Origin of the sequence: Bacillus sp. Y3 (assembly GCF_008123875.1) — a bacterium.
GTDB classification, from domain to species: Bacteria; Bacillota; Bacilli; order Bacillales; family Bacillaceae; genus Bacillus; species Bacillus altitudinis.
This window is the reverse complement of the sequence record NZ_VSSC01000007.1, coordinates 19,019-44,252: the sequence shown is the minus strand read 5'-3', so window position 1 is coordinate 44,252 and position 25,234 is coordinate 19,019. Positions and strand designations below refer to the sequence as shown.

Here is a 25,234-nt window from a genome sequence, read left to right as displayed (position 1 = left end):
GAAAGGGAGTCAAGCAATGAATAAGAATACACCGCTTGAAGGAATCAAAATATTAGATGTTTCTACAATGATTGCTGCACCATACGGCGCGGTGCTTCTAGGGGATTTCGGTGCAGAGGTCATTAAAGTCGAGATTCCTGGAAAAGGGGATACACTGCGGCATGTTGGCCCTTTTGCAGATGGTGAACCTTTGAGGTGGTCAGGGCTTTCAAGGAATAAGAAATCTCTTACACTCGATTTGCACAAAGAAGAAGCAAAAGATATTTTTAAAAAGCTTGCAGCGCAGGTTGATGTGATCATTGAAAATTTTCGTCCAGGAACACTTGAAAAATGGGACGTTGGGTACGATGTATTAAAAGAAATCAACCCTCGTTTAATTATGATTCGTGTTTCCGGTTATGGGCAAACCGGTCCATTTAAGGACAAGGCGGGGTTTGGTACACCTGCGACGGCATTTAGCGGCTTTACATATATTCAAGGGTTTCCAGATCGGCATCCAGTCAGCCCGTCCTTTTCCCTTACGGATTATATCGCAGGAATCTATGTGGCGTTTGCCACTGTGACAGCGATGTATTACCGTGACACACATCCAGAAGGAACAGGGCAAATGGTGGATTTGGCTCTCTATGAATCTGTGTTCCGCATGTTAGAATTTTTGGTTGCTGAATATGACAAGCTAGGGAAGGTGCGTGAGCGTTCACCAGGGTTAAGCGGTCATTCAAGCCCTGCCGGCACCTATGAGACAAAGGATGGGCATTATTTGGTTCTTGTGACGAGTACAGATTCGACCTTTAATCGATTGGCAGAGGCGATGAATCGCTTAGATTTACTAGAGAACGAGAAATTCTCTGTGAATGCAGCCAGGCTGAAGCATAACGATGAAATGGATGCGATCGTCTCGCAGTGGATTGCGTCCAAAACAAGAGATGACGTCTTAGACATTCTAGATACACATGGTGTGCCTGTGAGTCCGATTCTAAGCATTCGGGATATCTTTGAGCATCCGCAATTTAAAGCACGAGAAAATATTGTCGAGGTGCATCACCCGCGACTTGGAAAAGTGAAGATGCCTGGGATCATTCCGAAGTTTGAAAAAACCCCCGGTAGTATCCGCCATATTGCGCCTGATTTAGGTGAACATAATTATGACATTTTAACGAAAATGCTTGGCTTCACAGAAGAAGAGTGTAAACAGTTAGAAGAAAAAGGGGTCATTTAAGACACTCAACCGATCCGCACGCTGCGGAAACAAAGGAGGATGGTTATGAAAGTGCATTCAGAACTGAAGGGGAACGACTTGCGGCCTGCTTATGCGAAACCAACAAAAGCTCGTTTCGGCATCTTGATTCTGTTGTTTTTTATTACCGCTATTAACTATATTGATCGAGCCAGTGTATCCATTGTTGCACCTGCGATTCAGTCTTCATTGCAATTAAACCCTGCCTTATTAGGCCTCATCTTTTCAGCATTTAGCTGGACCTATACAGCCATGCAGATCCCTGGCGGCTTTATTCTTGATAAGTTTGGATCAAAGGTAACGTATGGAATATCACTTGTGACTTGGTCTATTTTCACCGGTTTACAGGCGTTTGCGAACAGCTTTGCCTTCTTATTTGGCTGCCGTTTGTTTATCGGAATTACAGAATCTCCCGCATTTCCTGCGAATAATCGCATTGTGACCACATGGTTTCCAAGGCGTGAACGCGCATTTGCAACAGGGGTTTATACCGCTGGAGAGTATGTGGGGCTTGCATTTGCGACACCTCTTCTTTTTTGGATCATGACAACTTTCGATTGGAGAACCGTCTTTATCACTGCTGGTGCGCTCGGTATTATATTTGCTTTCTTTTGGTACAAGTATTATCACGAACCGAAAGAGCATCCGAAGATCAATGAAGATGAGTTAGAATTGATCCGTCAAGGCGAAGGGCTGACAGTGGCATCACAGGAGAAACTGAAATGGGCAGACTTTGCCGCACTTTTGAAATATCGTAAATTGATTGGACTCTATATTGGTCAATTTTCTGTTGCGTCTACCCTCTTTTTCTTTTTAACATGGTTTCCGACCTATTTAGCAGAGGCGAAAAATATGGCCTTTCTCAAAGTGGGTTTTGCGGCATCTCTGCCATACATTGCTGCATTCTTTGGGGTACTGTTTGGAGGATATGTGTCTGACTGGCTGCTTAAAAAGGGTGTATCGGTCAATGTAGCGAGAAAGCTGCCGGTTGTGGTCGGTCTGCTTCTGACAAGTACCATTGTTTTAGCGAATTTTACAACGAATATCCCGCTTGTGCTGACCATTTTATCCATCGCTTCCTTTGCACAAGGACTGTCTAATATCTCCTGGACCATGCTGTCTGAGGTGGCACCAAGAGAAATGGTCGGGCTGGCTGGCGGCGTATTCAACTTTTTTGCTAACTTATCCGGCATCATCACCCCGCTGATTATCGGATTCATTGTATCGGCGACAGGCTCTTACAACGGCGGTATTTTATTCGTCAGCTTAGTGGCATTAGGCGGAGCGTTGTCGTATATCTTTATTGTAGGTAAGATTGAGCGGATTCAATTAAAATAATAGAGAGCAAGAAAAAGAGAACTCATTGGGTTCTCTTTTTCTATGAATAAAAGATGACGGTGATGATCGTTGCACATGCGATACCCATGCTGATATAAAAACCAGCAAACCAGATATTCCATCGAGTGATTCGGTAAGGGTTAACCTTCATTAAATCGGCTAATAGGGAGACAGATACATTATATGGGCTAAACATGACCGTTGAGGTTCCAGCGATAATGAGCATGATGGCGATGGGAAGTGCAGGCAATTCATGAATGACAGGTGCCATCAAGCTCACTAATAGAGCAAGCGAAACAAGCGGGTGAAATCCGCAAAGAGCGGTGATGAGAAAATACAGCCCGATGACCCCATAAACCCAAATGGCATGATCTGATATACTGACGATAAATGCTTGAATCGGCTGCAGGCTGTTAGTGACAAGCAGCATATCGACAAAGAAGCCCGCGCTTAAAAATAGACACATATAATTGGAAAGCTGGCGGGTTCGTTCTTTCCAATGGGGAATAGAGACGGCTACATATTGTTTTCGTTTTTTGATGATAGACGAGAATAATAGAGCGAAAGGAATAATCGTCAGCACAACAGCGAACAGATAACCTTTCCCAATCCAGGCGTCAACAAGCGAAACGACTGTCATAAAACTGAGCAGCATGAAAGCAAGCTGAAGGGTTTTTCTCTTGATGCGATGAGGGTTGGGGTGAGCTTCTGCCGGCTGGATGATATGCGGCAATCGTTTGCTTTGACGAGAAAACAGCAACCAATCCGTCAACAGTACAAGCACCATTAAACAAAACGTAACGGGTGCAATCTGATAATATTTCAATTTGGTTGCATCAATGGTGACACTCACCAGTACTTCGACAGGACTCCAGCTAAGACATAGCGCATATGACCTTAAAAGATTGCGCGTATAAAGTTGCTGTTTGACTTGTTCCTGAAGGGCGTTCAGCGACGGTTTCAAGGATGTATATAATAAGGGAATCGTTGCGATATTTAAAAACATGCCAAGAACATGAGTGACAAAAGAACTCTTGCGATAAAGCTGATTTGTACTCGTTGTATGTAAGGTAAGCAGTTTATTTAATTGAGTATCGAAATGTCCAACATGTATGAGAGAATGAATAAATGGCAACATGAAAAATAAAGAAAGCAAGCCTAGCATGGAATGAAAATGAAGAAAAAGCGTATGCAAAGGCTGTTCTGACCAGAAAAATAACACCAATCCAATCAAGAGAAACATAGCACCCGTTTTCAAATAAAGACCATTGGCCTTCTTAAAGGAAATGGTGAGCGAAGCAGCCGCCAGCAGACCAACCAAATAGGAGAGAATGGGAGCAGGGAATAGTTGATGAACGATGTATAAGCTAATAAGAAGTGTGAAAATGAGCAGGTAGATCATGATATCTCCTCCATCAAAACATCTATCGGTTTTATTCCGTACGGTGGAATTTGTTTTCTTTTAATGGAACATTTAAAATGGATTATAGCAAAATTGGTCAATCATGTCGATAAGAAATCAAAGGGGAAAAGGAGAAAGTGAACATGGCTGATAAGAAGTCAAAAGAAGAATCAGGATTGCGTACCGTTCAGCGCGCTTTGGATATTCTTTCTTGCTTTAGCGAAGAACGTCAAGAGTTGACGCTAACGGACATTTCAAAAGAGATGAACTTAGCAATGTCTACCACAACGAGACTGCTCAAGGCACTTGAAATGAATCATTTTGTGGAAAAGAACCAAGAGACAATGAAGTACCGGCTCGGTCAAAGACTTTATCTTCTCGGTTATATTGCTGGGAAGTCCATCAAATTGAGGGAACTGGCAAAACCGCTCATGTACACACTTCGTGATGAAACAAAGGAAACCGTTAACCTGTATGTGCTCGATCACAAAAGCAGGGTATGTATTGAACAAGCCGAAGGGCTGCAATCGATTCGGCATCTTGTGAAAATCGGTGAGAAGCTGCCGTTATACGCTGGTGCTGGTGGAAAGGTGCTGCTTGCTTTCCAAAGCGAAGAGTTTCAACAGCAAGTTATCGCGTCTGAGGCTGATCACATGACGATGGAGGAATGGCGAAAAGAATGTCGTCATATTCTTGAAACGCACACCGCTTGCAGTATTGATGAACGGGAAGTCGGATCGGCGGCAGTGGCGGCACCGATCTTTAACATTCATGGGGAGGTGCAGGCATGTTTATCCATATCTGGACCGACCCAACGATTTACTGAAGATGTCATCCCTCAATTGCAGCAAAAAGTGAAAGAGCATGCCGAGAAGCTCTCCGAACAGCTCGGTTACGTCGTCAAACACAATTTTTAAGAATGCCTATCTTTTCTCAGTCCATTTATCATATAATAGAAACATTATGTAGCATTCCTTGTCGTAAGGAGGACGTGTCACGAACATGAAAAACAATAGAGAGATTCCTGTGAGACAGCGAAATATTGTCCTCATTGGCTTTATGGGCGTTGGGAAAACAACCATTGGGCAGCTGGTTGCCAAAAAGTTATATAGAGATTTTATTGATGTTGATCAGGAGATTGAGAAAAAGTACAACATGACGATTCCAGAAATGTTTCAGCAAAAAGGAGAAGCGTTCTTCAGACAGGCTGAAAAGGACTATATCGTCGATTTATGTGAACATACTCAGCTAAAGATCGTGTCTCTTGGAGGCGGTGCGTTTAAACAGGAAGAAATCAAACGATCTTGCTTAAAGCATTGTACGGTTCTTTTCCTTGACCTATCTTGGGAGAATTGGAAACAACGGCTGGATATTTTAATTGAAAACCGTCCTGTTCTTCATAACCGCACGCTTGACGAGATGAAAGAGCTGTTTGAAGAGCGCCGCGAAATTTATTCCCTTCATAACTCAAGAGTGGAAACAGATCATCTAGAAGCTGAAGAAGTCGCCAATTATATTGTCGACACACTCAAGCTTGGCTGGGATCTATATTCGAAATAAAAAAGTCTATCCTAAGGGGTAGACTTTTTCTATTAGATCTAGAGTAGTCAAAGAAATGACAGTATAAGTTGGATGATGGATGAAAAAAAGAAGAAAAGATGTTTTTTTCTTCGTCACTATATCAAAATGTATGCATCCTTTATGTGGTGTGTCTAGCCGTTTGAAAAAAGTGGTGATTAGACTACAACTAGGTCAAGATGATGAGGTGTTTTGATTGATGTGGGAAACGACATATATCTCTCATTTTCTTTTTTTGAAAAAATAAAATAGTATCTAAATTCCAATAATAGTTTTTTGAATTATTATAATTTTTAAAAATCTGGTTGACACCTTCGGTTATATCATTCTATGATTATTAACGTAAACGCTTACCGTAAACGTTTACTATAACGGATGGGGAGGAATTTGTTGATGAAAAATAAAGAAAAATGGAGCGGTGTATTCCCGGCAGTCTTAATTCCTTTTAAAGATGACTATTCAATTGATGAACCTGCTTTTCGTAAACTTGTTCGCTGGGTGGCGGAGCACGAAGGGATTAATGGGATCGTTGTCAATGGACATACTGGCGAGATTATGACTTTGCTGCCACATGAACGAGCTGAAGCTGTGCGTATTGCAGCCGACGAATTAAAGGGAGAAATTCCTGTCATTTCTGGGGTTTCTGCTGAAGGGACAATTGAAGCGATCCAGCATGCAAAAGCAGTGGAGGAAGCTGGTGGAGAAGGTATTCTTCTTATGCCGCCACATTCATGGCTGAGATTCGGTATGCAGTCTGAGTCACCTGTCCAATTCTTTAAAGATGTTGCAGAAGCAATTGACATTTCAATCATCGTCCATCAGTATCCAACATGGACAAAAACCTCTTATTCAACCAGTCAATTATTAGAAATGTCGGAGATTCCAAACGTTGTCTCATTTAAAATCGGTCAAAGAGACATGGCGCAATATGAAGTCGATGTGCGCGCACTGAAAAAGCATGCACCAGATGTATCGTTGCTCACATGTCACGATGAATATTTATTGCCAACATTAGTTCAAGGAATTGATGGGGCGCTTGTAGGTTTTGGCTGCTTTGTACCAGATTTGATTGCTGAGCTTGTGAAATGTGTGGAAGAACATGACCTTGTAGCGGCTAATAAAGTGTACGATAGAATCTTTGAATTAAAGCATGCTGTGTATAAAATGGATGAACCTTCCTCTACCTCTCATCTGCGAATGAAGGAAGCGATGTTCCAGCGAGGTTTGATCAGCAGTTCGCTTGCGAGGAAGCCAGTATTACCTTTAACTCAAAAGGAAAAAGAAGAGATTCGTCAGGGCCTTCAAAGTGTTGGTTTACTTAAGGAAAACGTTAGTAAATAATAGACCATTGATTTCATGATGAAGGTGAGTCAGGTTATAATAGAGTATAAAACAACAGACTCCCGGAGGTATGAAATGTGTCAGTAAGTATTAAAGATGTCGCATTGAAAGCTGGAGTATCTATCGCCTCTGTTTCCCGAGTATTAAGTGGCAAACCAGGAGTAGGTGCTCAAACGGCTGAAAGAATCAAACAAGTGATTGATGAATTAGGCTATCGTCCTAATTTAGGAGCTAGAGGGCTCGTTAAAAGAAAGACTGGCAATATTGCTGTCGTGGTTCCTCGTGGTTCATATATTTTGAATAATCCATTTTTTTCGACGATTTTAGATGGGATAGCGAAGGAATTAGATGAGACTGAATTCAATATGTTGATGTCATTTACATCTGTACAGCAGCAGCGATTACTTGAAACGCAGGCTGTAGATGGTGCTATTTTATTTTCTCCAAGAAATGAAGAATTGAGCATGGATTGGTTAAAAAGTTTAGCTATTCCCATTATCGTTGTCGGAAGTTACTTAGAGGATTCTCCATTTCCATGTGTCAGGCCCGATGATGAAGAAGGTGTGTGCCAATCTGTCACGGCCTTATTTGATAAAGGTCATCGAACCATTGGACTGGTCAATGGTCCAATGAGTTCGATGCATAGTGTGAGGTATTACAAGGGGTATGAGCGTACACTGAAAAGTTTAGGATTAACAATGAACAAAGAGCTTGTGTTTGAGTTAGATGAATTTGATGGGGGAAAAGTAGTAGAAGTGGTTTCTCAATTTCTCCAAGGAAACCAGCACATGACTGGAGTTGTTTGCTCTTCAGATTTTTTGGCGATAGGGGTCATGAAAGCGGCAGATATCGCAAATGTGTCAATACCTCATGATTTGTCTGTCGTTGGTGCTGATGATGTGCCCATTGCAAGTTTTCTAAACCCTTCTTTATCTTCTGTTCATGTTGATTTAGTTGGAATGGGAAGAAAAGCGGTTTCTTTACTAACGCAGTTAGTAGAAGGAGAACAGTTAGAGAAGATGGAACATATCTTCCCGATGTACTATGTAGATCGTGGCACCACGGGAACGCCAAAAAAGAAATGATAGATGCTGAAAACTCATATGATCGCTTTAGAATGTCTCTTCATTTAAAATGTAAGCGATTTCTTTTGTGCTCATCAGCATGTACTTTTGCATCATTTCCTCTATTAAGGAGGAGATATCATGACGTTAGAACTCAGCGGAAATTCAAATTCTCATGATGAGCAAGTTGTTGATAGAGCTTCACAACTATTGACTAGGATGGAAAGTGTACCTTTTTCGAGATGGCATTTAAAACCTCGTATCATTATGGGATCTGCTACCTTTTTTGATGCTTTTGATGCACTATCTTTAGCGTTTGTTCTCCCAGTTCTCATCGGCATGTGGAATTTATCACCTGCTCAAATTGGTCTTCTTATTGGGTCTGGTTATATCGGACAAGCGATTGGTGCTATTTTCTTTGGATGGTTAGCAGAAAGACGTGGCCGTGTATTTAGTGCAAAGTGGACTGTATTTCTCATGTCTATTATGAGTATCGCATGTGTATTTTCAGGTAACTTTATGGCCCTTTTTATTTTTCGTTTTATACAGGGGATTGGAGTAGGAGGAGAAGTGCCAGTAGCGGCCTCATATATCAATGAGTTGTCCCGGGCCCAAGGCAGAGGGAGATTTTTTATGCTCTATGAGATGATTTTTCCATTAGGATTAATGATCTCAGCTCAAATTGGTGCATTTGTTGTACCTAGCTTTGGGTGGAAATGGATGTTCTTGATTGGTGGAATTGGCGGTTTAATCGTCTTTGTCTTCTTTTTCATGTTGCGTGAATCTCCAAGATGGCTTATTTCAAAAGGCAGGTTAGATGAAGCCGAAAGAATCATTGAAGAGATTGAAGCTAGTACGGACAAACGAATGCCTGTTGCAAAGCAAGTGTCCAGCAGCACTGAAAAAGGCGACTGGAAAGAGCTCTTTTCTACTTTTTATCGTAAAAGAACATTGATCGTATGGGGACTATGGTTTTCTGCCTACTTTGTATCGAATGGATTAAATAACTGGTTACCGAGTCTTTATAATACGGTTTACAATTTGCCAGTTGGAGATTCATTAAGGGCAGCCTCTCTCACAAATATTTTACAGACCATAGGGGTATTCGCTTGTGCATTTTTAATCGATAAAGTAGGACGGAAGCGCTGGGCAACCATTGCATTTATCGTAACAGGTGCTTTATTAACGGCTTTATGGATCAGCGGAGCAAATTCTCCAGAAAGCGTTATTTATTTAGGGTCCGCTGCCTACGGAATGATGGGGACCATTACAGTTCTTCTCTATTTATATACACCTGAAATCTATCCAACTCGTATGAGGGTAATTGGTACGGCATTTGCTACAGCGTGGCTTAGGCTGGCCTCAGCGATCGCTCCTATTATGATAGGTTTTATTTTAGAGGTGAGCGGTGTTTCAACTATTTTTATTCTTTTTGCAAGTGTGACTGTAGTGGGAGCAATTCTTGCTTTTAAAATGATCGAAACGCGAGAGAAAGTATTAGAAGATATTGCACCGTAAGTGATGCATGCAGTGAAGAACTTATTCTAAAGAGGGTAGGTTCTTTTTTTATTCAGAGGATTTACGTACACTTTTGAAAAAGCCTAACCTACCTCAGTTCAATTATCTTATAATAGAAACATCATGCAACACTCCTTGTCACGAACATGAAAAGTAATATCTATCAGATAGTGGAAATGTATATTCATAATATAAAAGTCTACCGGCTAGGGTAGACTTTTTCGATCAGTTTAATGTTTGATCCCTTGAAGTAGTGCGGCTTTTAGGCAAAAGGATGTTGGCTGACGATGTTCGTCGAATTGCAGTTGAAACAGCTGTTTCGTTTCATCGTCTGCAGCATGAAGGTGGGCAACGATTTCCTTTTGAACATTTTCTGGTGTACGTCCTCGTATGATCCAGTCCTGATAATCAATATGCAGATCCCAGTAACGGATATCTTCTTTCGTCAGATGGTTGTCAGCGAAAAGCTCTTTCCATTCTGATAACGAGCTTTCTCGCACATGGGAAGGATCTCTCAGTCTATTTAAATGATTAATAAAGTCATCCTGTGCTTGGTTTTCAGGTGCATAATGATCCACAAGTAGAAATTTGCCGCCTTTCTTTAAGACTCGGCTGATTTCAGACATGGCTGCCGGGAGATGTGGGAAGTGATGAGCAGCAAATCGGCATGTGACGAGATCAAATGATGCATCAGAAAAGGGCAATGCGTCTGCGGATGCCTGCTCAAACGTAATGTGGTTCAGCTGGCGCTCATCCGCAAGTGCTGTAGCAACCTCGATCATTTTGTGTGTGACATCAATCCCGATTCCTTTAGAGATGACGTCTGAAAAGGAAAAAACGGTATGACCTGCCGCGCAGCCGATATCAAGTAGATGCTCATCGCCCTTTGCCTTCGCCGCCGTTTTCATCCATTCAAGTTCTTTTCCAGCTGAAAAGATGGGTGAATCTCGGTAGTTCTCTGCATTTTGTGAGAATTGTTTCTCGGCTTTTGAATATGGATTCATTCCTTTACCCCCTTTTTGTTGTTTCTTTATCGTAGGGTTCTTCCCCTGATTTGTCTAAGACATAAAAGATATGATATGAATAGTTAAAACCTATGAGGTGAGAGAAGTGGATATACGAATGATGGAATATGTCATGGAAGTGTACCGGCAGCAAAGCTTTACAAAAGCAGCGGAAAAACTTCACATTGCACAGCCCTCGTTAAGTCAGCAAATTAAAAAACTTGAGGAGGAATTAGATACTCCTCTGTTTATTCGGAAGTATGGACAAGTCATTCCTACACCTCAAGGAAACCGATTGATCAAAAGAGCAGAAACCATTTTGAAGGAACGAGATGATTTGTTGCGTGAGATGGGGGAAGCTGCTTATGAGGTGGGGAAAGAACTGATGATCGGTGCGCCAGCTGTCACAGGGGGATATGTCCTGCCAAGTTTATTAAAAACCTATTGTCAAACGTATCCGCACGTTCACGTTCATTTGATAGAAGAATCGCCTCGTGAGCTAGAAAGACGTTTACTCGCTGGGAAACTGGATCTTGCGATTCTTTCTCTGCCTGTCGAGCATGAATCATTGAAAACAAAACAAATGCTGACAGAGCCGCTTCTCCTCGCCATTCCGCAAACGGCTCAACCGTGGTTGACGGATGAACTCAATGAAATCATCAATCAAGCGGATCAAGAAGGGTCTGTCCCGTTTCATCTTCTGGAAGATGCCCCATTTATTATGCTGAAAGAGGGATATGGCTTTCGGCAAGTGGTCATGGAACTGTGCCGTCATCATGGCTTTCGGCCGAGGATTGCATTTGAAACGAGTCATATTCAAACAGCTCAGGCATTGGTTGAAAATGAGCTAGGTGTGACGGTGGTGCCGAAAATGGTGGCACAAGAGGAAAGGAAAGCAGTCACTTATTTACACATTGATTCATGCCCAACCCGCACACTTGTGTTTGCATATGTGGAAGAAAGATATTTAACGAAAGCCGCTCAAGCCTTCATGGACCTTCAACAGAATCAAGGAAAAGCTTAAACAAACGTTTAATTAAACGTAAAAAGCAGGGGAGTCCCCTGCTATTACCTTTTTTTCAGTGTGATAGAAAACCTTTGCAGTCTAGGAAGGACGAGTACCGACGCGGAGCGAATTTAACATTCGTGAGCACCGGCACGCAGGACTGACACCGAATGCGAGGGTTTGTCTACACGCTGAAAGCAGGGGAGCCCCTGCTTTCTAATATAAATCCAGCCGCTGATCTGTCATGACGGGGATTTGTTGTCTCACTTCATCTACGAGCTGAAGATCAATGTTTGCATAATAAATGTCTTCTTCATCATTTGTCTCAAGTAGGATGCGTCCGAGCGGGTCAATCACCATGGAGTGACCAGGGAATTCAGTGTCTCTGCTTGTGCCCGTCCGGTTCACCGCAATCACAAATGACTGATTCTCAATGGCTCTTGCGATGAGCAGACTGCGCCAATGGTCCACTCTTGCTGACGGCCATTGAGCGGTATTAACAAGCACCTTCGCCCCTTTGTTCACGAGCGTCCTAGAAAGCTGAGGGAAGCGGAGGTCATAGCAGATCATGGTGCCAATCTTGACATCTTCATCATAGTTAAATAAACCAAGCTGATGACCGGCGGTTAAATAGTTGTGTTCATCCATTAAGCGGAATAAATGAATTTTATCATAATCTAACAAAAGCTCACCTTGGCGGTTAAACACATACATCGTGTTGGTGATATCTTCATTTGTTGTCCGTTTATTCAAGACACTTCCAGCGATGAGATACACCTGGTGCTGACGAGCAAAGGAAGAGAAGAGTTGTTTTGTTCGCTCGCCATCTGCATCGGCAAGCTCATCCGCTTGTTCCAGCGCATAGCCGGTATTCCACATTTCAGGTAGAATAATCAAATCAGGCTGTTGGCGGATGGCTTCTTCTAAAAACGCTTCTGCTTTCTGAAAGTTTACATCAGGTTCTCCTATTTGTACGTCCATTTGAATCAGGGCGATGTTCATGACGGTCTTCCTCCTTTATTCGTTTCATGCAATGAATGGTTCGGGTGATATTGCCTGGAGCATCTAGTCTTCAAGCCAGTTTCTTTATCATAAAGCTTTCCGTCATCTTTGCCAATAGAAATGTCAGAAGGTTTTGTTAAATGACTTTCTCAATCGAGAAATGAGTGGTATGATACTCATAACTAATAAAACAAAGGGGAATAGTATGATATGCAATTGTTCGATTTATCACTAGAAGAGCTAAAAAAATATAAACCAAAGAAAACAGCACGTCCTGATTTCTCAGACTTTTGGAAGAAATCGCTCGAAGAACTGCACCAAGTGGAGGCAGAGCCAACACTTGAATCTTATGACTATCCAGTGAAAGGCGTCAAGGTGTACCGCCTGACGTATCAAAGCTTTGGACATTCTAAAATTGAAGGCTTTTATGCTGTGCCTGATCAAACTGGTCCGCATCCAGCGCTCGTTCGTTTTCATGGCTATAATGCCAGCTATGACGGCGGCATTCACGACATCGTCAACTGGGCGCTTCATGGCTATGCGACGTTTGGAATGCTTGTCCGTGGTCAAGGTGGCAGTGAAGACACATTAGTGACGCCAGGCGGGCATGCATTAGGGTGGATGACAAAAGGCATTTTATCGAAGGATACGTACTATTATCGAGGCGTTTATCTAGATGCTGTTCGTGCACTCGAAGTCATTCAGTCTTTCCCCGAAGTAGATGAACACCGTATCGGCGTGATCGGTGGAAGTCAGGGGGGTGCGTTAGCGATTGCGGCCGCAGCCCTTTCAGACATTCCGAAAGTCGTTGTGGCAGACTATCCTTACTTATCAAATTTTGAGCGTGCAGTTGATGTTGCCTTGGAGCAGCCTTATTTAGAAATCAATTCATACTTCCGCAGAAACAGTGATGCTGAAGCTGAAGAAAAGGGATTTGAGACATTAAGTTATTTTGATTTAATCAATTTAGCCGGCTGGGTGAAACAGCCAACATTGATGGCGATCGGTCTGATTGATCAAGTGACACCGCCATCCACCGTGTTTGCGGCATACAATCATTTAGAAACAGATAAAGAGCTGAAAGTGTACCGATATTTTGGGCACGAGTTTATTCCTGCTTTTCAAACAGAGAAGCTGTCCTTTTTACAAAAGCATTTGCTTCTATCAACATAAGAGCATGACAAAGAGCTAAAATGACATTCATTTTAGCTCTTTGTCTTTTTTCAGCTATTGGAGCGATCAGCTTAATAACTGGTGTTCTGTCTTGTTTTTTCATCAGGCACTAATGCTGTAACGATCAGGGCAAGGGCTGTGATGATGTGAAGGATGAATCCGAGAATCGGAATCCAGGCAAGGCAGGATGTCACAATGCCGATAATACTTCCAATCATTGGTCCTTGGTCTCGCTTCGATAAGACGAGTGTGATAATATGCAGAATAAGCATGACCATGAGCGGTGAATAGCCATTGCTGATAACGAATAGACCTCCGATCACAGGGATAGCAAGGCAAGCTTCAAAAATCCCAGTGATCCATTTCATAATGCGAGATATAGACATCAGATCCAACTCCTTTTTCATATATGTCTTATTCGTATTTTCCCAAAAGGTGAAGAAGTCATGCAGAATTCTATAGAAAGAGTTGATGGACACTTGAGAGAAAGAATTAAGGAAGAGCTGAAAATCATTGAAAAAACGTATGACGTCAAGATTTGTCTCGCCGTTGAATCGGGCAGCAGGGCATGGGGATTTCCTTCAACTGACAGTGATTATGATGTTCGCTTTTTATACGTTCCCCGGAAGGAATGGTACTGGGCGATGGAAGAACATCGAGATGTCATAGAACGGCCGATTGATGACATGCTTGATATCAGCGGCTGGGAGCTGCGAAAGGCGTTGCGTTTATTCAATAAATCGAATCCATCCATTATGGAATGGCTGTCTTCTGACATCATTTATGGTGAATCCTTCTCTCTAGCCAAGCAGCTGAGAGAATTAAAGGATCGAGCGTTTTATCCCGCAGCATTGATGTATCATTACCTCAATATGGCGAAGCGGAATGAAAGCCGGCATTTACGAGGAGAGCAGGTGCGAATCAAGAAGTATTTCTATGTGCTCCGTCCACTGCTTGCCTGCCAGTGGATCGAACGCTACCGGACGGTTCCACCCATGGACTTTCATGAATTACTCAAGGAGCTAGTGGAGGAAGGCCCGCTGTTAGCAGAAATTCACGAACTGCTCAAACGTAAAATGGACGGAGAAGAAATGGATTTAGAGGACCGCCTTGTACATGTCCATCCATTTATCGACAAAGAGCTGGCGCGTTTTGATGAATTGGTGAAAAGCTACAATCAGCCGAAAGATAATCTGATGCAAGAATTAAATAAGCTGTTGCAGTCTACCCTTGATGAGGTGTGGGCGTAAGCATGAAAGAGCCAGTCGGTTAGCGGCAGGCTCTTTTTTATCTCTTATTGTGATAAAACCACAAAAAAAGTCAGAATTTTTGTCATCTTCAAATATTGTAGCGGACAGCTCATGAGCCTTACAATAAAGACATAGCTTACAAAGAGTGGGAGGTGCCCTTTATGGAGTCGGTCACAAGAAATTTCTTCTTGTTTTTGTCAAAGAGCAGTCTCTTGAACCATATTGCTCGTAATTGGGGAAGTGCTGTTGCATCAAAGAAAATCATCGGTGGGAAGGATTTTGAGAGCGCTATCCCTGTCATCAAACGATTAAACGATCAAGGTATGGCCGTAACGGTTGATCACCTTGGTGAGTTTGTCACAAAGGCAGAGATTGCAAATGAGCGGACGAATGAGTGTATTCAAACCATTCAGCGAATTGCAGAGGCGGGACTCAATTCCCACGTCTCACTTAAAATGACATCGCTTGGCTTAGATATTGACGATGACCTTGTGTATCGCAATATGAAAAGCATTTTAGATACGGCAGAGAAACACCGTATTATGGTGACAATTGATATGGAGGATGAACAGCGCTGTCAAAAAACGCTGGACATTTTTAAAGAAATGAAATCTCAATATGAGTATGTCAGTACGGTTTTGCAGGCGTATTTGTACAGAACAGAACAAGATCTTGATGACCTAAATGAGTTGCAGCCATTTTTAAGACTTGTAAAGGGTGCCTATAAGGAATCTGCCGAAGTGGCGTATCCAAACAAAAAAGACGTCGATCAGAATTACAAGAAGCTGATCGAAAAGCAGTTACTCTCAGGGAATTATACAGCCATTGCGACACATGACGATCAAATGATCGAATTTACGAAACATATTGTGAAAAAACACAATATACAGACAGATCAGTTCGAATTTCAAATGCTGTATGGCATGAGATCAGAAACGCAGCAAGCACTCGTGAAGGAAGGCTATCAAATGAGGGTCTACACCCCGTATGGACGAGAGTGGTATGGCTACTACATGAGACGTCTTGCAGAACGACCGGCAAACATTGCATTTGCTTTAAAAGGGATGACGAGAAAATAATTTGAAACGGGAGCGTGACAAAGATGACAACACCTTACAAGCATGAACCATTCACGGATTTTAGCCAGGAAGAAAATCGCCAAGCGTTTGAACAAGCATTAGCAAAAGTAACAGAATCACTTGGGCAAACCTATCCGCTTGTGATTAATGGAGAAAGAATCGAAACAACAGACAAGATTGTCTCGATCAATCCAGCGAAGAAGGAAGAAGTCGTGGGTACCGTATCAAAAGCTGGGAAAGAAGAGGCAGAGCAAGCGATTCAAGCTGCGGCAAAAGCGTTTGAAACATGGCGCTACACGTCTCCAGAAGAAAGAGCCGGCGTCTTATTCCGCGCTGCGGCAAGCATTCGCCGTAAAAAGCATGAGTATTCAGCCCTTCTCGTAAAAGAAGCAGGGAAGCCTTGGAATGAAGCGGATGCAGATACAGCAGAAGCCATTGACTTCCTAGAGTATTATGCCCGTCAAATGCTAGAGCTTGCGAAAGGCAAACCGGTGAACAGCCGCGAAGGGGAACGCAATCAATATGTGTACACACCAACTGGCGTGACGCTTGTCATTCCACCATGGAACTTCTTGTTTGCGATCATGGCAGGAACAACCGTTGCACCAATCGTCACAGGGAATACAGTTGTTTTAAAACCAGCAAGTGCGACGCCTGTCATTGCAGCCCGCTTTGTAGAAGAACTGGAGCAAGCAGGTCTTCCGAAAGGTGTTGTCAACTTCGTGCCAGGTAGCGGAGCAGAAGTAGGAGATTACTTAGTAGATCATCCGAAAACAAGCCTTATTACATTCACTGGATCAAGAGAAGTGGGCACACGTATTTTTGAACGTGCGGCAAAAGTACAGCCAGGACAACAGCATTTAAAGCGTGTCATTGCTGAAATGGGCGGTAAAGATACAGTCGTTGTAGATGAGGATGCAGATGTTGAATTAGCGGCTAACGCCATTTTCACATCAGCCTTCGGATTCTCAGGTCAAAAATGTTCAGCTGGATCTCGTGCTGTCGTCCACGAGAAGCTGTATGACCAAGTCGTTGAGCGAGTGAAGGAAATCACAGAAACGAAAACAACAGCGAATCCGTTATCAGCTGATGTGTACATGGGACCTGTCATTGATCAAGCTTCCTTTGACAAGATCACAGAATATATCGAGATTGGCAAGCAAGAAGGCCGTCTAGTCACTGGCGGAACAAGTGATGATTCAGAAGGGTACTTCATTCATCCAACCGTGTTTGCAGATCTAGAGCCAACATCTCGTTTAATGCAAGAAGAAATCTTTGGACCTGTCCTAGCTTTCTCAAAAGTCTCAAGCTTTGATGAGGCGCTTGAAGTAGCCAACAACACAGAATACGGGTTAACCGGTGCGGTCATTACAAATAATCGTGATCACATCAACCGTGCGAAGCAGGAGTTCCATGTCGGGAACCTTTACTTTAACCGTAACTGTACGGGAGCGATTGTGGGTTACCACCCATTTGGCGGCTTTAAAATGTCAGGAACTGATTCAAAAGCAGGCGGTCCAGATTACCTTGCTCTGCACATGCAGGCCAAAACGATCAGCGAAATGTTTTAATATGGAAAAGCATGAACTCGTGCAGGCGAGTTCATGCTTTTTTTACCTGTCTACGACTTGTTTCTATACAAATCTGACTGGAAAGAAGTATGATAAATGTATCACTTATTCAGGGAGCAATCGGGATGGAAGAGATATTAGAAAAGCTTCATACATTTTTTGATGTCGATAAATTAATTGCATTTATTAGTGGTTATTTAAAGAAACCAGTCATTTTAGAAAGTACTGAATGTCAGCTGCTTGCTTATAATTCTTACAGCATCCAGCAGTTCGACCCAGTCAATCAGCAAACCATTTTCTCAAAGGAATGTCCGGGAGCTGTGGTGGATTGGTTAAAAAAAACAGGGGTCATTGAGCAGCTATATACAGATTCAAATCCTTTTTATGTGAATGGTCATGATGAGCTCGGGTTTAATCGACGAGTGGCTGTAAGCGCCAAGCACAAACAAGAGGTTGTCGGCTTTATTTGGGTGCAGGACATTGAGGATTCTCTCTCTCAAGAGGAGCTGCAATTTTTACACGAGGCATCGTTTCAAGTTGGAAAAGTTATTTATAAAAATAAGAAACAGTTGGAGAAAAAGGAAGGCAAGATTGAAGAGTTCTTCAAAAAGGTCATGGATGATCATTTTTATACAGAAGAAGAGCTAAAATGGGAAGCTGAGAATTTAAGCATTCCACTGCCAGCTGTCTTTACTGTGATGGTTGTTCATGCCGCCGATAACAAAAGTGAGACGGCAGAAGATGTGAAGGATGTGATTAGAACCTATTTACAGCTAGAAGACAAGGTCAATCATGTCTACTCTGTGCAAGCAGACATCGTCGTGATATTAGGCAGTTTGTCAGATCGCCACTCACCAAAAGCGACCGCTGCGGATGTCGTCGCCCATCTTCAATCGAAAACGCATACCCACCCATCTCCTTTATATATTGGGATGGGAAGAGAATATCGAGATGTCATGAAAATGAGCACAAGTCGATTTGAAGCGATAGAAGTCGTGAAAGCAGTGAAGATTGTCGGCGGACAGGAATTAATTCCATACGATTACGAGCATTTGGGGGTCTTCCGGTTCTTAGACCCGATTTACAGTCACCAAAAAAAGAAAAACGACTTCAATCCAGATTTGTTGCGCCTAAAGGAAAAAGACCGTGACAGCCAAACATCATTTTTAAAAACCTTAGAGGTCTACTTATTGAATAATTGCAAGCTAAAGCCAGCTGCAGAGCAGTTGTTTATTCATCAAAATACACTAAACTATCGAATGAAACAAATTTTTGAAATGACGTCTATTGATTTAAGGCATTTTAGCCAGCGTTGTGAGTTATTTATTGAATTGATGCTGATGAAAAAAGATCAATAGGTATGGACTCCGCAGGTGCAAAGGATGACCTGCGGATTTTTATGCGAGATCATAAAATGGCATACAATTGCCTTATTTCGTTGTATGATAGATAAAGATTTTATGAGGAAAGTGAAAGGAGGGCCACCTTTGGGATCAGTCACCTTGGCCATTTTGATTTTCATCATGACCCTCGTCCTTGTCATTTGGCAGCCAGGACGTTTAACCATTGGATGGTCAGCGTGCGGGGGAGCGATTCTTGCTCTTGCTTTTGGGGTCGTTCATTTGGGCGATGTATGGGAAGTTACCCAAATTGTCTGGAACGCCACCTTTGCATTTATTGGAATTATCATCATTTCATTGATTTTAGATGAGATTGGTTTTTTTGAATGGGCGGCACTTCATATGGCAAAAGCCGCAAGAGGGAACGGGGTCCGCATGTTTATTTATTTAACATTGCTCGGCGCTGTGGTAGCAGCTTTTTTTGCCAACGATGGAGCGGCACTTATCTTAACCCCGATCGTTTTATCTGTGGTCAGAGCGCTGAAGCTGGATGAGCGTATGATCCTGCCATTTGTCATGGCAAGCGGCTTTATTGCAGATACGACGTCTTTGCCATTTGTCATTAGTAACTTGGTCAATATCGTATCAGCCGATTATTTTCATATTGGCTTTCTTGAATATACAGCAAACATGTTCGTCCCAAACCTTGTATCGCTTGGCGCTAGTATGCTTGTGCTGTATGTGTTTTATCGGAAACTCATCCCGAAAACGTACGATGTTTCGCAGGCGAAGGAACCAGCTTCGGCCATTCGTGATCTGCGCATGTTCCGGTTATCTTGGTATGTGTTAGGGTGCTTGCTTGTTGGATATTTTGCTGGGGAATTGGCAGGCATTCCGGTGTCAATCATTGTAGGAGGCATTGCCATTGCTTTCTTATGGCTGGCGAAACGGAGTCCACAAGTAGCGACAAAACGAGTCGTCAAAGAAGCGCCGTGGTCGATTGTGTTTTTCTCTATCGGCATGTATGTCGTGGTGTATGGGCTGAAAAATGTCGGCCTGACAGAAATTTTAGCGGCGTGGATTGAACAGGGGGCGTCACACGGTTTACTTGCGGGAACGATGTTTATGGGGGTTCTGGCAGCCGTGTTATCCTCTGTCATGAACAACCTCCCAACCGTTTTAATTGATGCGATTGCCATCGGTCACACAGATACAGCAGGTGTGATGAGAGATGCACTGATTTATGCCAACGTCATCGGCTCAAACCTTGGTCCGAAAATGACCCCAATCGGTTCATTGGCGACATTGCTGTGGCTTCATGTCTTGAAGAAAAAAGGTGTGCATATTTCTTGGGGGGCATACATGAAAGCTGGAATCATTCTAACCATACCGACGCTGATCATCACGTTATTGGGGTTGTATGTGTGGTTATGGTTGATACATTAAAAAGCAGATCCAATGGATTTGCTCAGCGTGAAGACAAACCCTCGCATTCGGTGTCAGTCCTGCGCGCTGGTGCTCACGAATGTCAAATTCGCTCTGCTCCAGTGCTCGTCCTTCCTAGACTGCAAAGGTTTTCTTTTACGCTGAAAAGGAAACAAAGGGCTAAAATCAAGTTCATTTTAGCCCTTTGTTAACAATCTGAGCAGATCCAATGGATCTGTTTTTTGTTGTTATAGATATTTTGCATAGCGTTTTTCCAAAAAGTCTTGGAGCAATGAGACCACACTGCATATGCCCCAGTAAATCAAGGCAACCAATATATACATGGTCATATAATCAAATTCTCGTCCACCCACAATTTTTGCTTGCTGGAAGAGTTCTGGCACAGTAATCATTGCCGCTAGTGAGGAAGCTTTGATTAAATCAAGCATGACGTTGGTCAGGGGCGGCAGTGCAATGCGCACGGATTGAGGCAAAATGACTCCACGCATCGTTTGCCAATAACTGAGACCAAGTGATTTGGCGGCTTCCACTTGACCACTTGGAACAGAGGAGAGAGCCGCCCGGTTAATTTCGGCAATGTATGCAGCACTATTGAAGCTGAATCCAATAATAGCAGCAGTGACAGCTGTAAATTCAATGCCGATGTAAGGGAATCCGAAATAAAGGATAAACAAAATGACCAGAATGGGAACCCCACGCATGAATGAAATATACAGCCGTGCAGGCAGCCGAAGGAACCACGTATTTGCCATTCGAGCAAGGGCAATAAAAAAGCCTAGAATCGTACCAAAAAACATGCTCACAAAAGAAATGAGCAGCGTCAGCCAGATGCCTTTCATGACAAATGGAAATGACGCTTTTGCCAGTGCAGGATTAAAGATATATTCTAAATGAATATCTCCCACGGCTGCGGCTCCTTATTTAGAAATGTCGACATCTTCGACATCAACATCAATTTTCTTTGAGACGTCAGCATGATTAAAGAATTTCTCCGAAATCTTTTTCATGGTTCCGTCTTTTTTCATCTCTTTTAATACACGATTTAATTCTTTTTGCAGCTCTGTATTGTCTTTTTTCATCACAAACCCTTGTTCATTCGGCATGTATTTTAAGTCTGGATGGATCGTAATATTTAGCTTAGGGAATGCAGCAAGCGCCAGTGTTTGCAAGTAGTAGTCATTTAAAATGACATCTGTACGGCCGTTTGCGACATCCTTTAAATATTGCTCGTTTGTAGCATTATCATAAATGACTTCTTTTGCACCATACTTACGGGCAACATCCATATAAATGGTCGTTGCAGCACCTGCTGCTTTCTTTCCTTTTAAATCCTTTAGCGTTTTAATACCTGACAGATCATCTTTTCTGACGATAGCGGTTCCATATGAGTATTTATAAGGTGTTGAAAAGGCGAACTTATCTTTCCTGTCATCTGTGATGTCGATATCGTTTGCAGCGGCATCCACCTGACCTGAATTAATGGCACTGAGCATACCATCATAACCCATTTCTTTAAATTCTACTTTTACGTCAAGGCGCTTAAATGCTTCTTTGACGACTTCCACTTCATAGCCAGTCAATTGATCCTTGCCGTTAGATGTATCATGGTAAGACGTAGGATACAAGGTGCCTGAAGTAGCGACCACGATTTTCCCTTTCTTTTGAATCTGATCCCACTTTGATTCTCCAGACTGAGGTGAGCCTGATTGATTGCAAGCAGACATGACAAGCATGAGAGCAGACACAACAAGCAGCACCCATATAGGTTTTCTATGATAAAAACGACTCATTTAAGAATCCTCCTCTATTTTTTATACAAAACAAAACATAGCACGCTTTTTCAGTTAGGACAACGTTTTCAGATGAAAAGCGAAAAAGTAAGAATATTATGTGCAATTTGACGGTGTGAATAATGTATAAAAAAGGAAAGGATGCGCAAATTAAAATCGAATAAAGGAGGGAACGACAGAGATGAAAAAAACAAGTGGTTTGATCATACTAACGATGGTGATATTATTTGGTTTTCAAGTGAATACGGCTCATGGAGAAACACCACAAATGGAAAAGCGCCCCGTCACGCATCAAGTAAAATTAACGACAGAGCAACAAAAACAAATTGAAGTACTTGAACAGCAAATTTTGTCTAAACGAAAAGAAGTGATCGAAAAATACGTTCAGTATGGTGTGTTAACGAAGGAACAAGGTACGCACATCACAAAACGAATGGATGAACATTACAATCACTTAAAAAATAACGGGTTTGTTCCATTACTAAAAAAACCACAGCACCATCGACCATAAGTTCAAGAAAACCGGCAGCAAGGTGCCGGTTTTTATTGTTTATGTGTTAAAAGGTCAGCGTCTCACCATCTTGAGGGACAAAAATGGCCTGATCTGCATGATTCTCTTGAATGTAAGATGTTAATGCCGCTCTTGTTAATAAACAATGATTCACGGCTTCAAGGTGACAGGCGATGATTTGAGCTTGTGGTTGAGTATGGTGAATGTCTACAATCTCTTCCTTTGTCATCGTAATGGGATCTCCCTCTAAAAATTGGGCAGCCCCACTATTGACCACAATAATATCTGGCTGGCATGTATTCACAACCTCTTTCGGCTCATCACACCAAATGGTATCTCCTGCAATATAAAGAGTAGGCTCATCAGGATGAGAGAAAACAAAACCGCTCACTTGTCCCATCCGTTTAGCGGTTTCTCCTGTCCCGTGCTGCCCGCCAGTTCGTTTGATATGAACACCGCAAATTTCCATTTCATCTTCAATGCATGTAACATGCTGAAATCCAGCTTCTTTTACTTCCGTGCGATCTTTCTCTGATTGAGTATAGATCGGCAAAGTTTGAGCTAATCTCTTTTTTGCCTCGTCGTCAAAGTGATCTACATGTAAATGAGTGAGCAGGACAGCATCCGGCTGTAATATCTTGTCCAAATCAATGTTTGCAGGCAGCTCAACAATTGGATTGTTTACATGTTGATTGGCAGTATGCGGGAACGGTGGATAGGTTCCTTTTGCTGCTAAAAAGGGATCGATTAAAAATGTTGACGGACCATATTGAAGGTATAAAGTAGCATTACGAATGAGTGTTATTTTCATTAGAAGGCCTCCTTTTTTTCTTATTAAGTTTACAGTATATTAAAAGAGCCTCATGTGACAGAGGGTCATGAAAGTCTTTCAGCGGAACGACTTGATTTTTGAAAGAGGTGAGCCAATGCTAGACAAAACAGATATGGATATATTAAAAGAACTCTCAAAGAATAGCCGATTGACGATGAAAGCACTTGGTGAAAAAGTCCATTTAACCGGTCAAGCTGCTAAAAATAGAGTTTTAAAGCTTGAAGAAGAGGGGATTATTGAAGCCTATACCATTTCAATTAACTGGCGGACACAGCAGAACATCCAAACATTTTTGCAGCTCTTTACCCGAAGTTATGATCATGAACCGCTTTTATCGTTTCTCCATCAAAAGGAAGAAATCAAAAACCTGTTTAAAATTAGTGGAGAGGGCTGTTATATGGCTGAAGGACATTTCTCCAGTCATGATGAGCTTGATCAATTTTTAACGGAGCTAACAAAGCATGCAAATTATAAATTGTCTATCGCTGTGAAACGTCTCACTCATCAAGAATAGATGAGGCGCAGGAGGAAATAACCGATGAAAAGATTAATTGAACATCAGGCTGAACCGATCACAAAGGAAAGAATCAAAGCGGATTTGGTTCAACTTGGTGTAAGGAAGGGCATGATCTTATGTGTCCACTCATCCTTGTCATCTATTGGCTGGGTGAATGGAGGAGCTATAGCCGTTATCCAAGCTATGATGGATATTTTAACAGATGAAGGAACACTGATTATGCCGGCACAAACATTAGAGCTGTCTGATCCTGCTGATTGGATCAATCCGCCTGTTCCTTATTCTTGGTGGAAACCGATCAAAGACACGATGCCTGCATTTGATCCGGCGTACACAGCTCCAACAGCAATGGGAAAGGTAGCGGAGACCTTTTGGAAATACCCAGGCGTAGAAAGAAGCAATCATCCTCATTTCTCATTCACCGCCTGGGGGAAAAGGAAACATGAAGTGTTGAACCACCATGCGCTTCCTTATGGTTTAGGAGAAAATTCACCTCTTGGACGTATGTACGATCTTGGTGCAAAAGTGCTGCTAATTGGCACGTCATTCGAAAGTGTGACAGCTTTTCACTTAGCTGAATATCGAATCTCACAGCAAGACCTCATGACACGAGGGGCCCCCATTTTAGAGAATGGTTGGAGGGTGTGGAAAGAGTATCAAGATATCATCACAAGAGAAGAACTATTTGAACAGATTGGTCGTGACTTTTTACAATCAGAATGTAGTTATAACCACAGTCAAATCGGGCTAGCTAATTCGTATTTATTGCCGATGAGAGAATCAGTCGATTTTGCAGAAAAATGGCTTGAGCAGTACGACCAGGCGTGATCTAAGCAGTCTGAAAATCAAAATAATAGAGATCTTGATCAGGGTGCTCAGATATATAGCAGGTGAGTTGATAGTCTCCTTTTGGAATGGAGAAAGACAGTACCTGTGCCATGACGCTTGTCAGATAAACATGATCACTTGATTGAGCAAATGGCACTGTGATGACTCTATCAACGGATGATGGAGGCTCATGGCTGTTTAATGTCACGATAATAGAAGCCTTTCCATTATTGATGCCTTCAAAAGAAATACCTCGATCCCCAGTTGCGAATCCTTGAAGAATATCGTCATCTGTCCAATCAATCACAGGTGGCGTCGTGCTTCCAGTGTATACGGTGATTTGGTGATAGGAGATAGATAGGGGATACGTTTGATTTAAATCATTCATATAGATAACTCCTTTATTC

General features: G+C 42.4%; 25 protein-coding genes. 17 read left to right on the top strand and 8 right to left on the bottom strand.

Translation table 11 applies throughout. The features are described 5' to 3' along the window. Positions 1 to 16 precede the first annotated feature (16 nt). Both FXF70_RS16060 and FXF70_RS16055 read left to right on the top strand, forming a co-directional pair. The gene (locus tag FXF70_RS16060; RefSeq protein WP_148780732.1) at positions 17 to 1,219 is read left to right on the top strand and encodes a CaiB/BaiF CoA transferase family protein; all 1,203 of its coding nucleotides are present in this window, start codon (positions 17 to 19) and stop codon (positions 1,217 to 1,219) included. A gap of 45 nt (positions 1,220 to 1,264) precedes the next feature. After that, complete coding sequence (locus tag FXF70_RS16055; RefSeq protein ID WP_025206713.1) at positions 1,265 to 2,575, top strand: MFS transporter; 1,311 nt, start codon at positions 1,265 to 1,267, stop codon at positions 2,573 to 2,575. 40 nt (positions 2,576 to 2,615) lie between these two features. Here the strand turns inward: FXF70_RS16055 and FXF70_RS16050 are convergent, their stop codons facing one another. Next, the gene (locus tag FXF70_RS16050) at positions 2,616 to 3,977 is read right to left on the bottom strand and encodes a hypothetical protein (protein ID WP_148780730.1); all 1,362 of its coding nucleotides are present in this window, start codon (positions 3,975 to 3,977) and stop codon (positions 2,616 to 2,618) included. Positions 3,978 to 4,120: 143 nt separating this feature from the next. On the opposite strand from FXF70_RS16050, the gene FXF70_RS16045 reads away from it, so the two are divergent. The 5 genes from FXF70_RS16045 to FXF70_RS16025 all read left to right on the top strand — a co-directional run bounded on the left by FXF70_RS16045 (position 4,121) and on the right by FXF70_RS16025 (position 9,478). Next, entirely contained in the window at positions 4,121 to 4,894 is a 774-nt protein-coding gene (locus FXF70_RS16045; RefSeq protein ID WP_148780728.1) for an IclR family transcriptional regulator, read from the top strand. A gap of 85 nt (positions 4,895 to 4,979) precedes the next feature. Then, positions 4,980 to 5,537 (top strand): shikimate kinase, encoded by a 558-nt coding sequence (locus tag FXF70_RS16040; protein ID WP_007498270.1) that lies wholly within the window; start codon positions 4,980 to 4,982, stop codon positions 5,535 to 5,537. 411 nt (positions 5,538 to 5,948) lie between these two features. Next, positions 5,949 to 6,896 carry a dihydrodipicolinate synthase family protein gene (locus FXF70_RS16035; RefSeq protein ID WP_148780726.1) on the top strand — a complete coding sequence of 316 codons (948 nt, stop codon included), beginning with the start codon at positions 5,949 to 5,951 and terminating at the stop codon, positions 6,894 to 6,896. Positions 6,897 to 6,973: 77 nt separating this feature from the next. Beyond that, positions 6,974 to 7,981 (top strand): LacI family DNA-binding transcriptional regulator, encoded by a 1,008-nt coding sequence (locus FXF70_RS16030; protein WP_148780724.1) that lies wholly within the window; start codon positions 6,974 to 6,976, stop codon positions 7,979 to 7,981. A 120-nt stretch (positions 7,982 to 8,101) separates the two neighbouring features. Continuing rightward, positions 8,102 to 9,478: an MFS transporter gene (locus tag FXF70_RS16025; RefSeq protein ID WP_024718969.1), complete on the top strand. Its 1,377-nt coding sequence runs from the start codon at positions 8,102 to 8,104 to the stop codon at positions 9,476 to 9,478. Positions 9,479 to 9,708: 230 nt separating this feature from the next. Here FXF70_RS16025 and FXF70_RS16020 read toward each other — a convergent pair whose 3' ends face one another. After that, positions 9,709 to 10,482: a class I SAM-dependent methyltransferase gene (locus FXF70_RS16020; RefSeq protein WP_144684517.1), complete on the bottom strand. Its 774-nt coding sequence runs from the start codon at positions 10,480 to 10,482 to the stop codon at positions 9,709 to 9,711. A gap of 118 nt (positions 10,483 to 10,600) precedes the next feature. On the opposite strand from FXF70_RS16020, the gene FXF70_RS16015 reads away from it, so the two are divergent. After that, positions 10,601 to 11,506, top strand: a complete 906-nt coding sequence (locus FXF70_RS16015) for a LysR family transcriptional regulator (RefSeq protein ID WP_148780802.1) — start codon at positions 10,601 to 10,603, stop codon at positions 11,504 to 11,506. A gap of 198 nt (positions 11,507 to 11,704) precedes the next feature. On the opposite strand, the gene FXF70_RS16010 is transcribed toward FXF70_RS16015, so the two are convergent. Further along, positions 11,705 to 12,490 (bottom strand): carbon-nitrogen family hydrolase, encoded by a 786-nt coding sequence (locus FXF70_RS16010; protein ID WP_148780722.1) that lies wholly within the window; start codon positions 12,488 to 12,490, stop codon positions 11,705 to 11,707. A gap of 210 nt (positions 12,491 to 12,700) precedes the next feature. Between FXF70_RS16010 and FXF70_RS16005 the strand changes: the two genes are divergently transcribed. Beyond that, positions 12,701 to 13,663, top strand: a complete 963-nt coding sequence (locus tag FXF70_RS16005) for an acetylxylan esterase (protein WP_148780720.1) — start codon at positions 12,701 to 12,703, stop codon at positions 13,661 to 13,663. Positions 13,664 to 13,734: 71 nt separating this feature from the next. Here the strand turns inward: FXF70_RS16005 and FXF70_RS16000 are convergent, their stop codons facing one another. Next, the gene (locus tag FXF70_RS16000; RefSeq protein ID WP_008342068.1) at positions 13,735 to 14,049 is read right to left on the bottom strand and encodes a hypothetical protein; all 315 of its coding nucleotides are present in this window, start codon (positions 14,047 to 14,049) and stop codon (positions 13,735 to 13,737) included. 60 nt (positions 14,050 to 14,109) lie between these two features. Here FXF70_RS16000 and FXF70_RS15995 point away from each other — a divergent pair, with 60 nt between their 5' ends. The 5 genes from FXF70_RS15995 to FXF70_RS15975 all read left to right on the top strand — a co-directional run bounded on the left by FXF70_RS15995 (position 14,110) and on the right by FXF70_RS15975 (position 20,349). Further along, the gene (locus tag FXF70_RS15995) at positions 14,110 to 14,913 is read left to right on the top strand and encodes a nucleotidyltransferase domain-containing protein (protein ID WP_148780718.1); all 804 of its coding nucleotides are present in this window, start codon (positions 14,110 to 14,112) and stop codon (positions 14,911 to 14,913) included. A 161-nt stretch (positions 14,914 to 15,074) separates the two neighbouring features. After that, on the top strand, positions 15,075 to 15,992 hold the full coding sequence (locus FXF70_RS15990; RefSeq protein ID WP_007498256.1) for a proline dehydrogenase family protein: 918 nt from the start codon (positions 15,075 to 15,077) through the stop codon (positions 15,990 to 15,992). A gap of 23 nt (positions 15,993 to 16,015) precedes the next feature. Beyond that, the gene (pruA, locus tag FXF70_RS15985) at positions 16,016 to 17,563 is read left to right on the top strand and encodes an L-glutamate gamma-semialdehyde dehydrogenase (RefSeq protein ID WP_007498254.1); all 1,548 of its coding nucleotides are present in this window, start codon (positions 16,016 to 16,018) and stop codon (positions 17,561 to 17,563) included. Positions 17,564 to 17,688: 125 nt separating this feature from the next. Next, positions 17,689 to 18,921, top strand: coding sequence for a PucR family transcriptional regulator (locus FXF70_RS15980; protein ID WP_148780716.1), 1,233 nt, complete (start codon positions 17,689 to 17,691; stop codon positions 18,919 to 18,921). A 129-nt stretch (positions 18,922 to 19,050) separates the two neighbouring features. After that, a complete protein-coding gene (locus tag FXF70_RS15975) occupies positions 19,051 to 20,349 on the top strand; it encodes an arsenic transporter (protein ID WP_008342056.1) in 1,299 nt (432 codons plus the stop codon). Positions 20,350 to 20,576: 227 nt separating this feature from the next. On the opposite strand, the gene FXF70_RS15970 is transcribed toward FXF70_RS15975, so the two are convergent. Both FXF70_RS15970 and FXF70_RS15965 read right to left on the bottom strand, forming a co-directional pair. Then, positions 20,577 to 21,254: an amino acid ABC transporter permease gene (locus tag FXF70_RS15970; protein ID WP_008347854.1), complete on the bottom strand. Its 678-nt coding sequence runs from the start codon at positions 21,252 to 21,254 to the stop codon at positions 20,577 to 20,579. A gap of 12 nt (positions 21,255 to 21,266) precedes the next feature. Continuing rightward, positions 21,267 to 22,082: a transporter substrate-binding domain-containing protein gene (locus FXF70_RS15965; RefSeq protein WP_395947871.1), complete on the bottom strand. Its 816-nt coding sequence runs from the start codon at positions 22,080 to 22,082 to the stop codon at positions 21,267 to 21,269. Positions 22,083 to 22,320: 238 nt separating this feature from the next. Here FXF70_RS15965 and FXF70_RS15960 point away from each other — a divergent pair, with 238 nt between their 5' ends. Beyond that, positions 22,321 to 22,650: a YckD family protein gene (locus FXF70_RS15960; protein ID WP_007498247.1), complete on the top strand. Its 330-nt coding sequence runs from the start codon at positions 22,321 to 22,323 to the stop codon at positions 22,648 to 22,650. A 46-nt stretch (positions 22,651 to 22,696) separates the two neighbouring features. On the opposite strand, the gene FXF70_RS15955 is transcribed toward FXF70_RS15960, so the two are convergent. Then, positions 22,697 to 23,461 carry an MBL fold metallo-hydrolase gene (locus tag FXF70_RS15955; protein ID WP_148780714.1) on the bottom strand — a complete coding sequence of 255 codons (765 nt, stop codon included), beginning with the start codon at positions 23,459 to 23,461 and terminating at the stop codon, positions 22,697 to 22,699. A 115-nt stretch (positions 23,462 to 23,576) separates the two neighbouring features. Between FXF70_RS15955 and FXF70_RS15950 the strand changes: the two genes are divergently transcribed. Both FXF70_RS15950 and FXF70_RS15945 read left to right on the top strand, forming a co-directional pair. Then, positions 23,577 to 23,996, top strand: coding sequence for an Lrp/AsnC family transcriptional regulator (locus FXF70_RS15950; protein ID WP_008347846.1), 420 nt, complete (start codon positions 23,577 to 23,579; stop codon positions 23,994 to 23,996). 24 nt (positions 23,997 to 24,020) lie between these two features. Next, positions 24,021 to 24,827 (top strand): AAC(3) family N-acetyltransferase, encoded by an 807-nt coding sequence (locus FXF70_RS15945; protein WP_148780712.1) that lies wholly within the window; start codon positions 24,021 to 24,023, stop codon positions 24,825 to 24,827. Position 24,828: 1 nt separating this feature from the next. Here FXF70_RS15945 and comJ read toward each other — a convergent pair whose 3' ends face one another. Beyond that, a complete protein-coding gene (gene comJ / locus FXF70_RS15940) occupies positions 24,829 to 25,215 on the bottom strand; it encodes a competence protein ComJ (RefSeq protein ID WP_148780710.1) in 387 nt (128 codons plus the stop codon). Positions 25,216 to 25,234: the final 19 nt, after the last annotated feature.

Bases quoted from the DNA above. Each gene is read 5' to 3' on its own strand.
- pruA (WP_007498254.1), top strand. From the start codon at position 16,016: ATGACAACACCTTACAAGCATGAACCATTCACGGATTTTAGCCAGGAA.
- comJ (WP_148780710.1), bottom strand. From the start codon at position 25,215: ATGAATGATTTAAATCAAACGTATCCCCTATCTATCTCCTATCACCAA.
- FXF70_RS16010 (WP_148780722.1), bottom strand. From the start codon at position 12,490: ATGAACATCGCCCTGATTCAAATGGACGTACAAATAGGAGAACCTGAT.
- FXF70_RS15960 (WP_007498247.1), top strand. From the start codon at position 22,321: ATGAAAAAAACAAGTGGTTTGATCATACTAACGATGGTGATATTATTT.
- FXF70_RS15945 (WP_148780712.1), top strand. From the start codon at position 24,021: ATGAAAAGATTAATTGAACATCAGGCTGAACCGATCACAAAGGAAAGA.
- FXF70_RS16000 (WP_008342068.1), bottom strand. From the start codon at position 14,049: ATGTCTATATCTCGCATTATGAAATGGATCACTGGGATTTTTGAAGCT.
- FXF70_RS15980 (WP_148780716.1), top strand. From the start codon at position 17,689: ATGGAAGAGATATTAGAAAAGCTTCATACATTTTTTGATGTCGATAAA.
- FXF70_RS16025 (WP_024718969.1), top strand. From the start codon at position 8,102: ATGACGTTAGAACTCAGCGGAAATTCAAATTCTCATGATGAGCAAGTT.
- FXF70_RS16035 (WP_148780726.1), top strand. From the start codon at position 5,949: ATGAAAAATAAAGAAAAATGGAGCGGTGTATTCCCGGCAGTCTTAATT.
- FXF70_RS15950 (WP_008347846.1), top strand. From the start codon at position 23,577: ATGCTAGACAAAACAGATATGGATATATTAAAAGAACTCTCAAAGAAT.
- FXF70_RS16005 (WP_148780720.1), top strand. From the start codon at position 12,701: ATGCAATTGTTCGATTTATCACTAGAAGAGCTAAAAAAATATAAACCA.
- FXF70_RS15995 (WP_148780718.1), top strand. From the start codon at position 14,110: ATGCAGAATTCTATAGAAAGAGTTGATGGACACTTGAGAGAAAGAATT.
- FXF70_RS16015 (WP_148780802.1), top strand. From the start codon at position 10,601: ATGATGGAATATGTCATGGAAGTGTACCGGCAGCAAAGCTTTACAAAA.
- FXF70_RS16055 (WP_025206713.1), top strand. From the start codon at position 1,265: ATGAAAGTGCATTCAGAACTGAAGGGGAACGACTTGCGGCCTGCTTAT.
- FXF70_RS16050 (WP_148780730.1), bottom strand. From the start codon at position 3,977: ATGATCTACCTGCTCATTTTCACACTTCTTATTAGCTTATACATCGTT.
- FXF70_RS15990 (WP_007498256.1), top strand. From the start codon at position 15,075: ATGGAGTCGGTCACAAGAAATTTCTTCTTGTTTTTGTCAAAGAGCAGT.
- FXF70_RS15955 (WP_148780714.1), bottom strand. From the start codon at position 23,461: ATGAAAATAACACTCATTCGTAATGCTACTTTATACCTTCAATATGGT.
- FXF70_RS16045 (WP_148780728.1), top strand. From the start codon at position 4,121: ATGGCTGATAAGAAGTCAAAAGAAGAATCAGGATTGCGTACCGTTCAG.
- FXF70_RS16020 (WP_144684517.1), bottom strand. From the start codon at position 10,482: ATGAATCCATATTCAAAAGCCGAGAAACAATTCTCACAAAATGCAGAG.
- FXF70_RS15965 (WP_395947871.1), bottom strand. From the start codon at position 22,082: ATGCTTGTCATGTCTGCTTGCAATCAATCAGGCTCACCTCAGTCTGGA.
- FXF70_RS16060 (WP_148780732.1), top strand. From the start codon at position 17: ATGAATAAGAATACACCGCTTGAAGGAATCAAAATATTAGATGTTTCT.
- FXF70_RS16040 (WP_007498270.1), top strand. From the start codon at position 4,980: ATGAAAAACAATAGAGAGATTCCTGTGAGACAGCGAAATATTGTCCTC.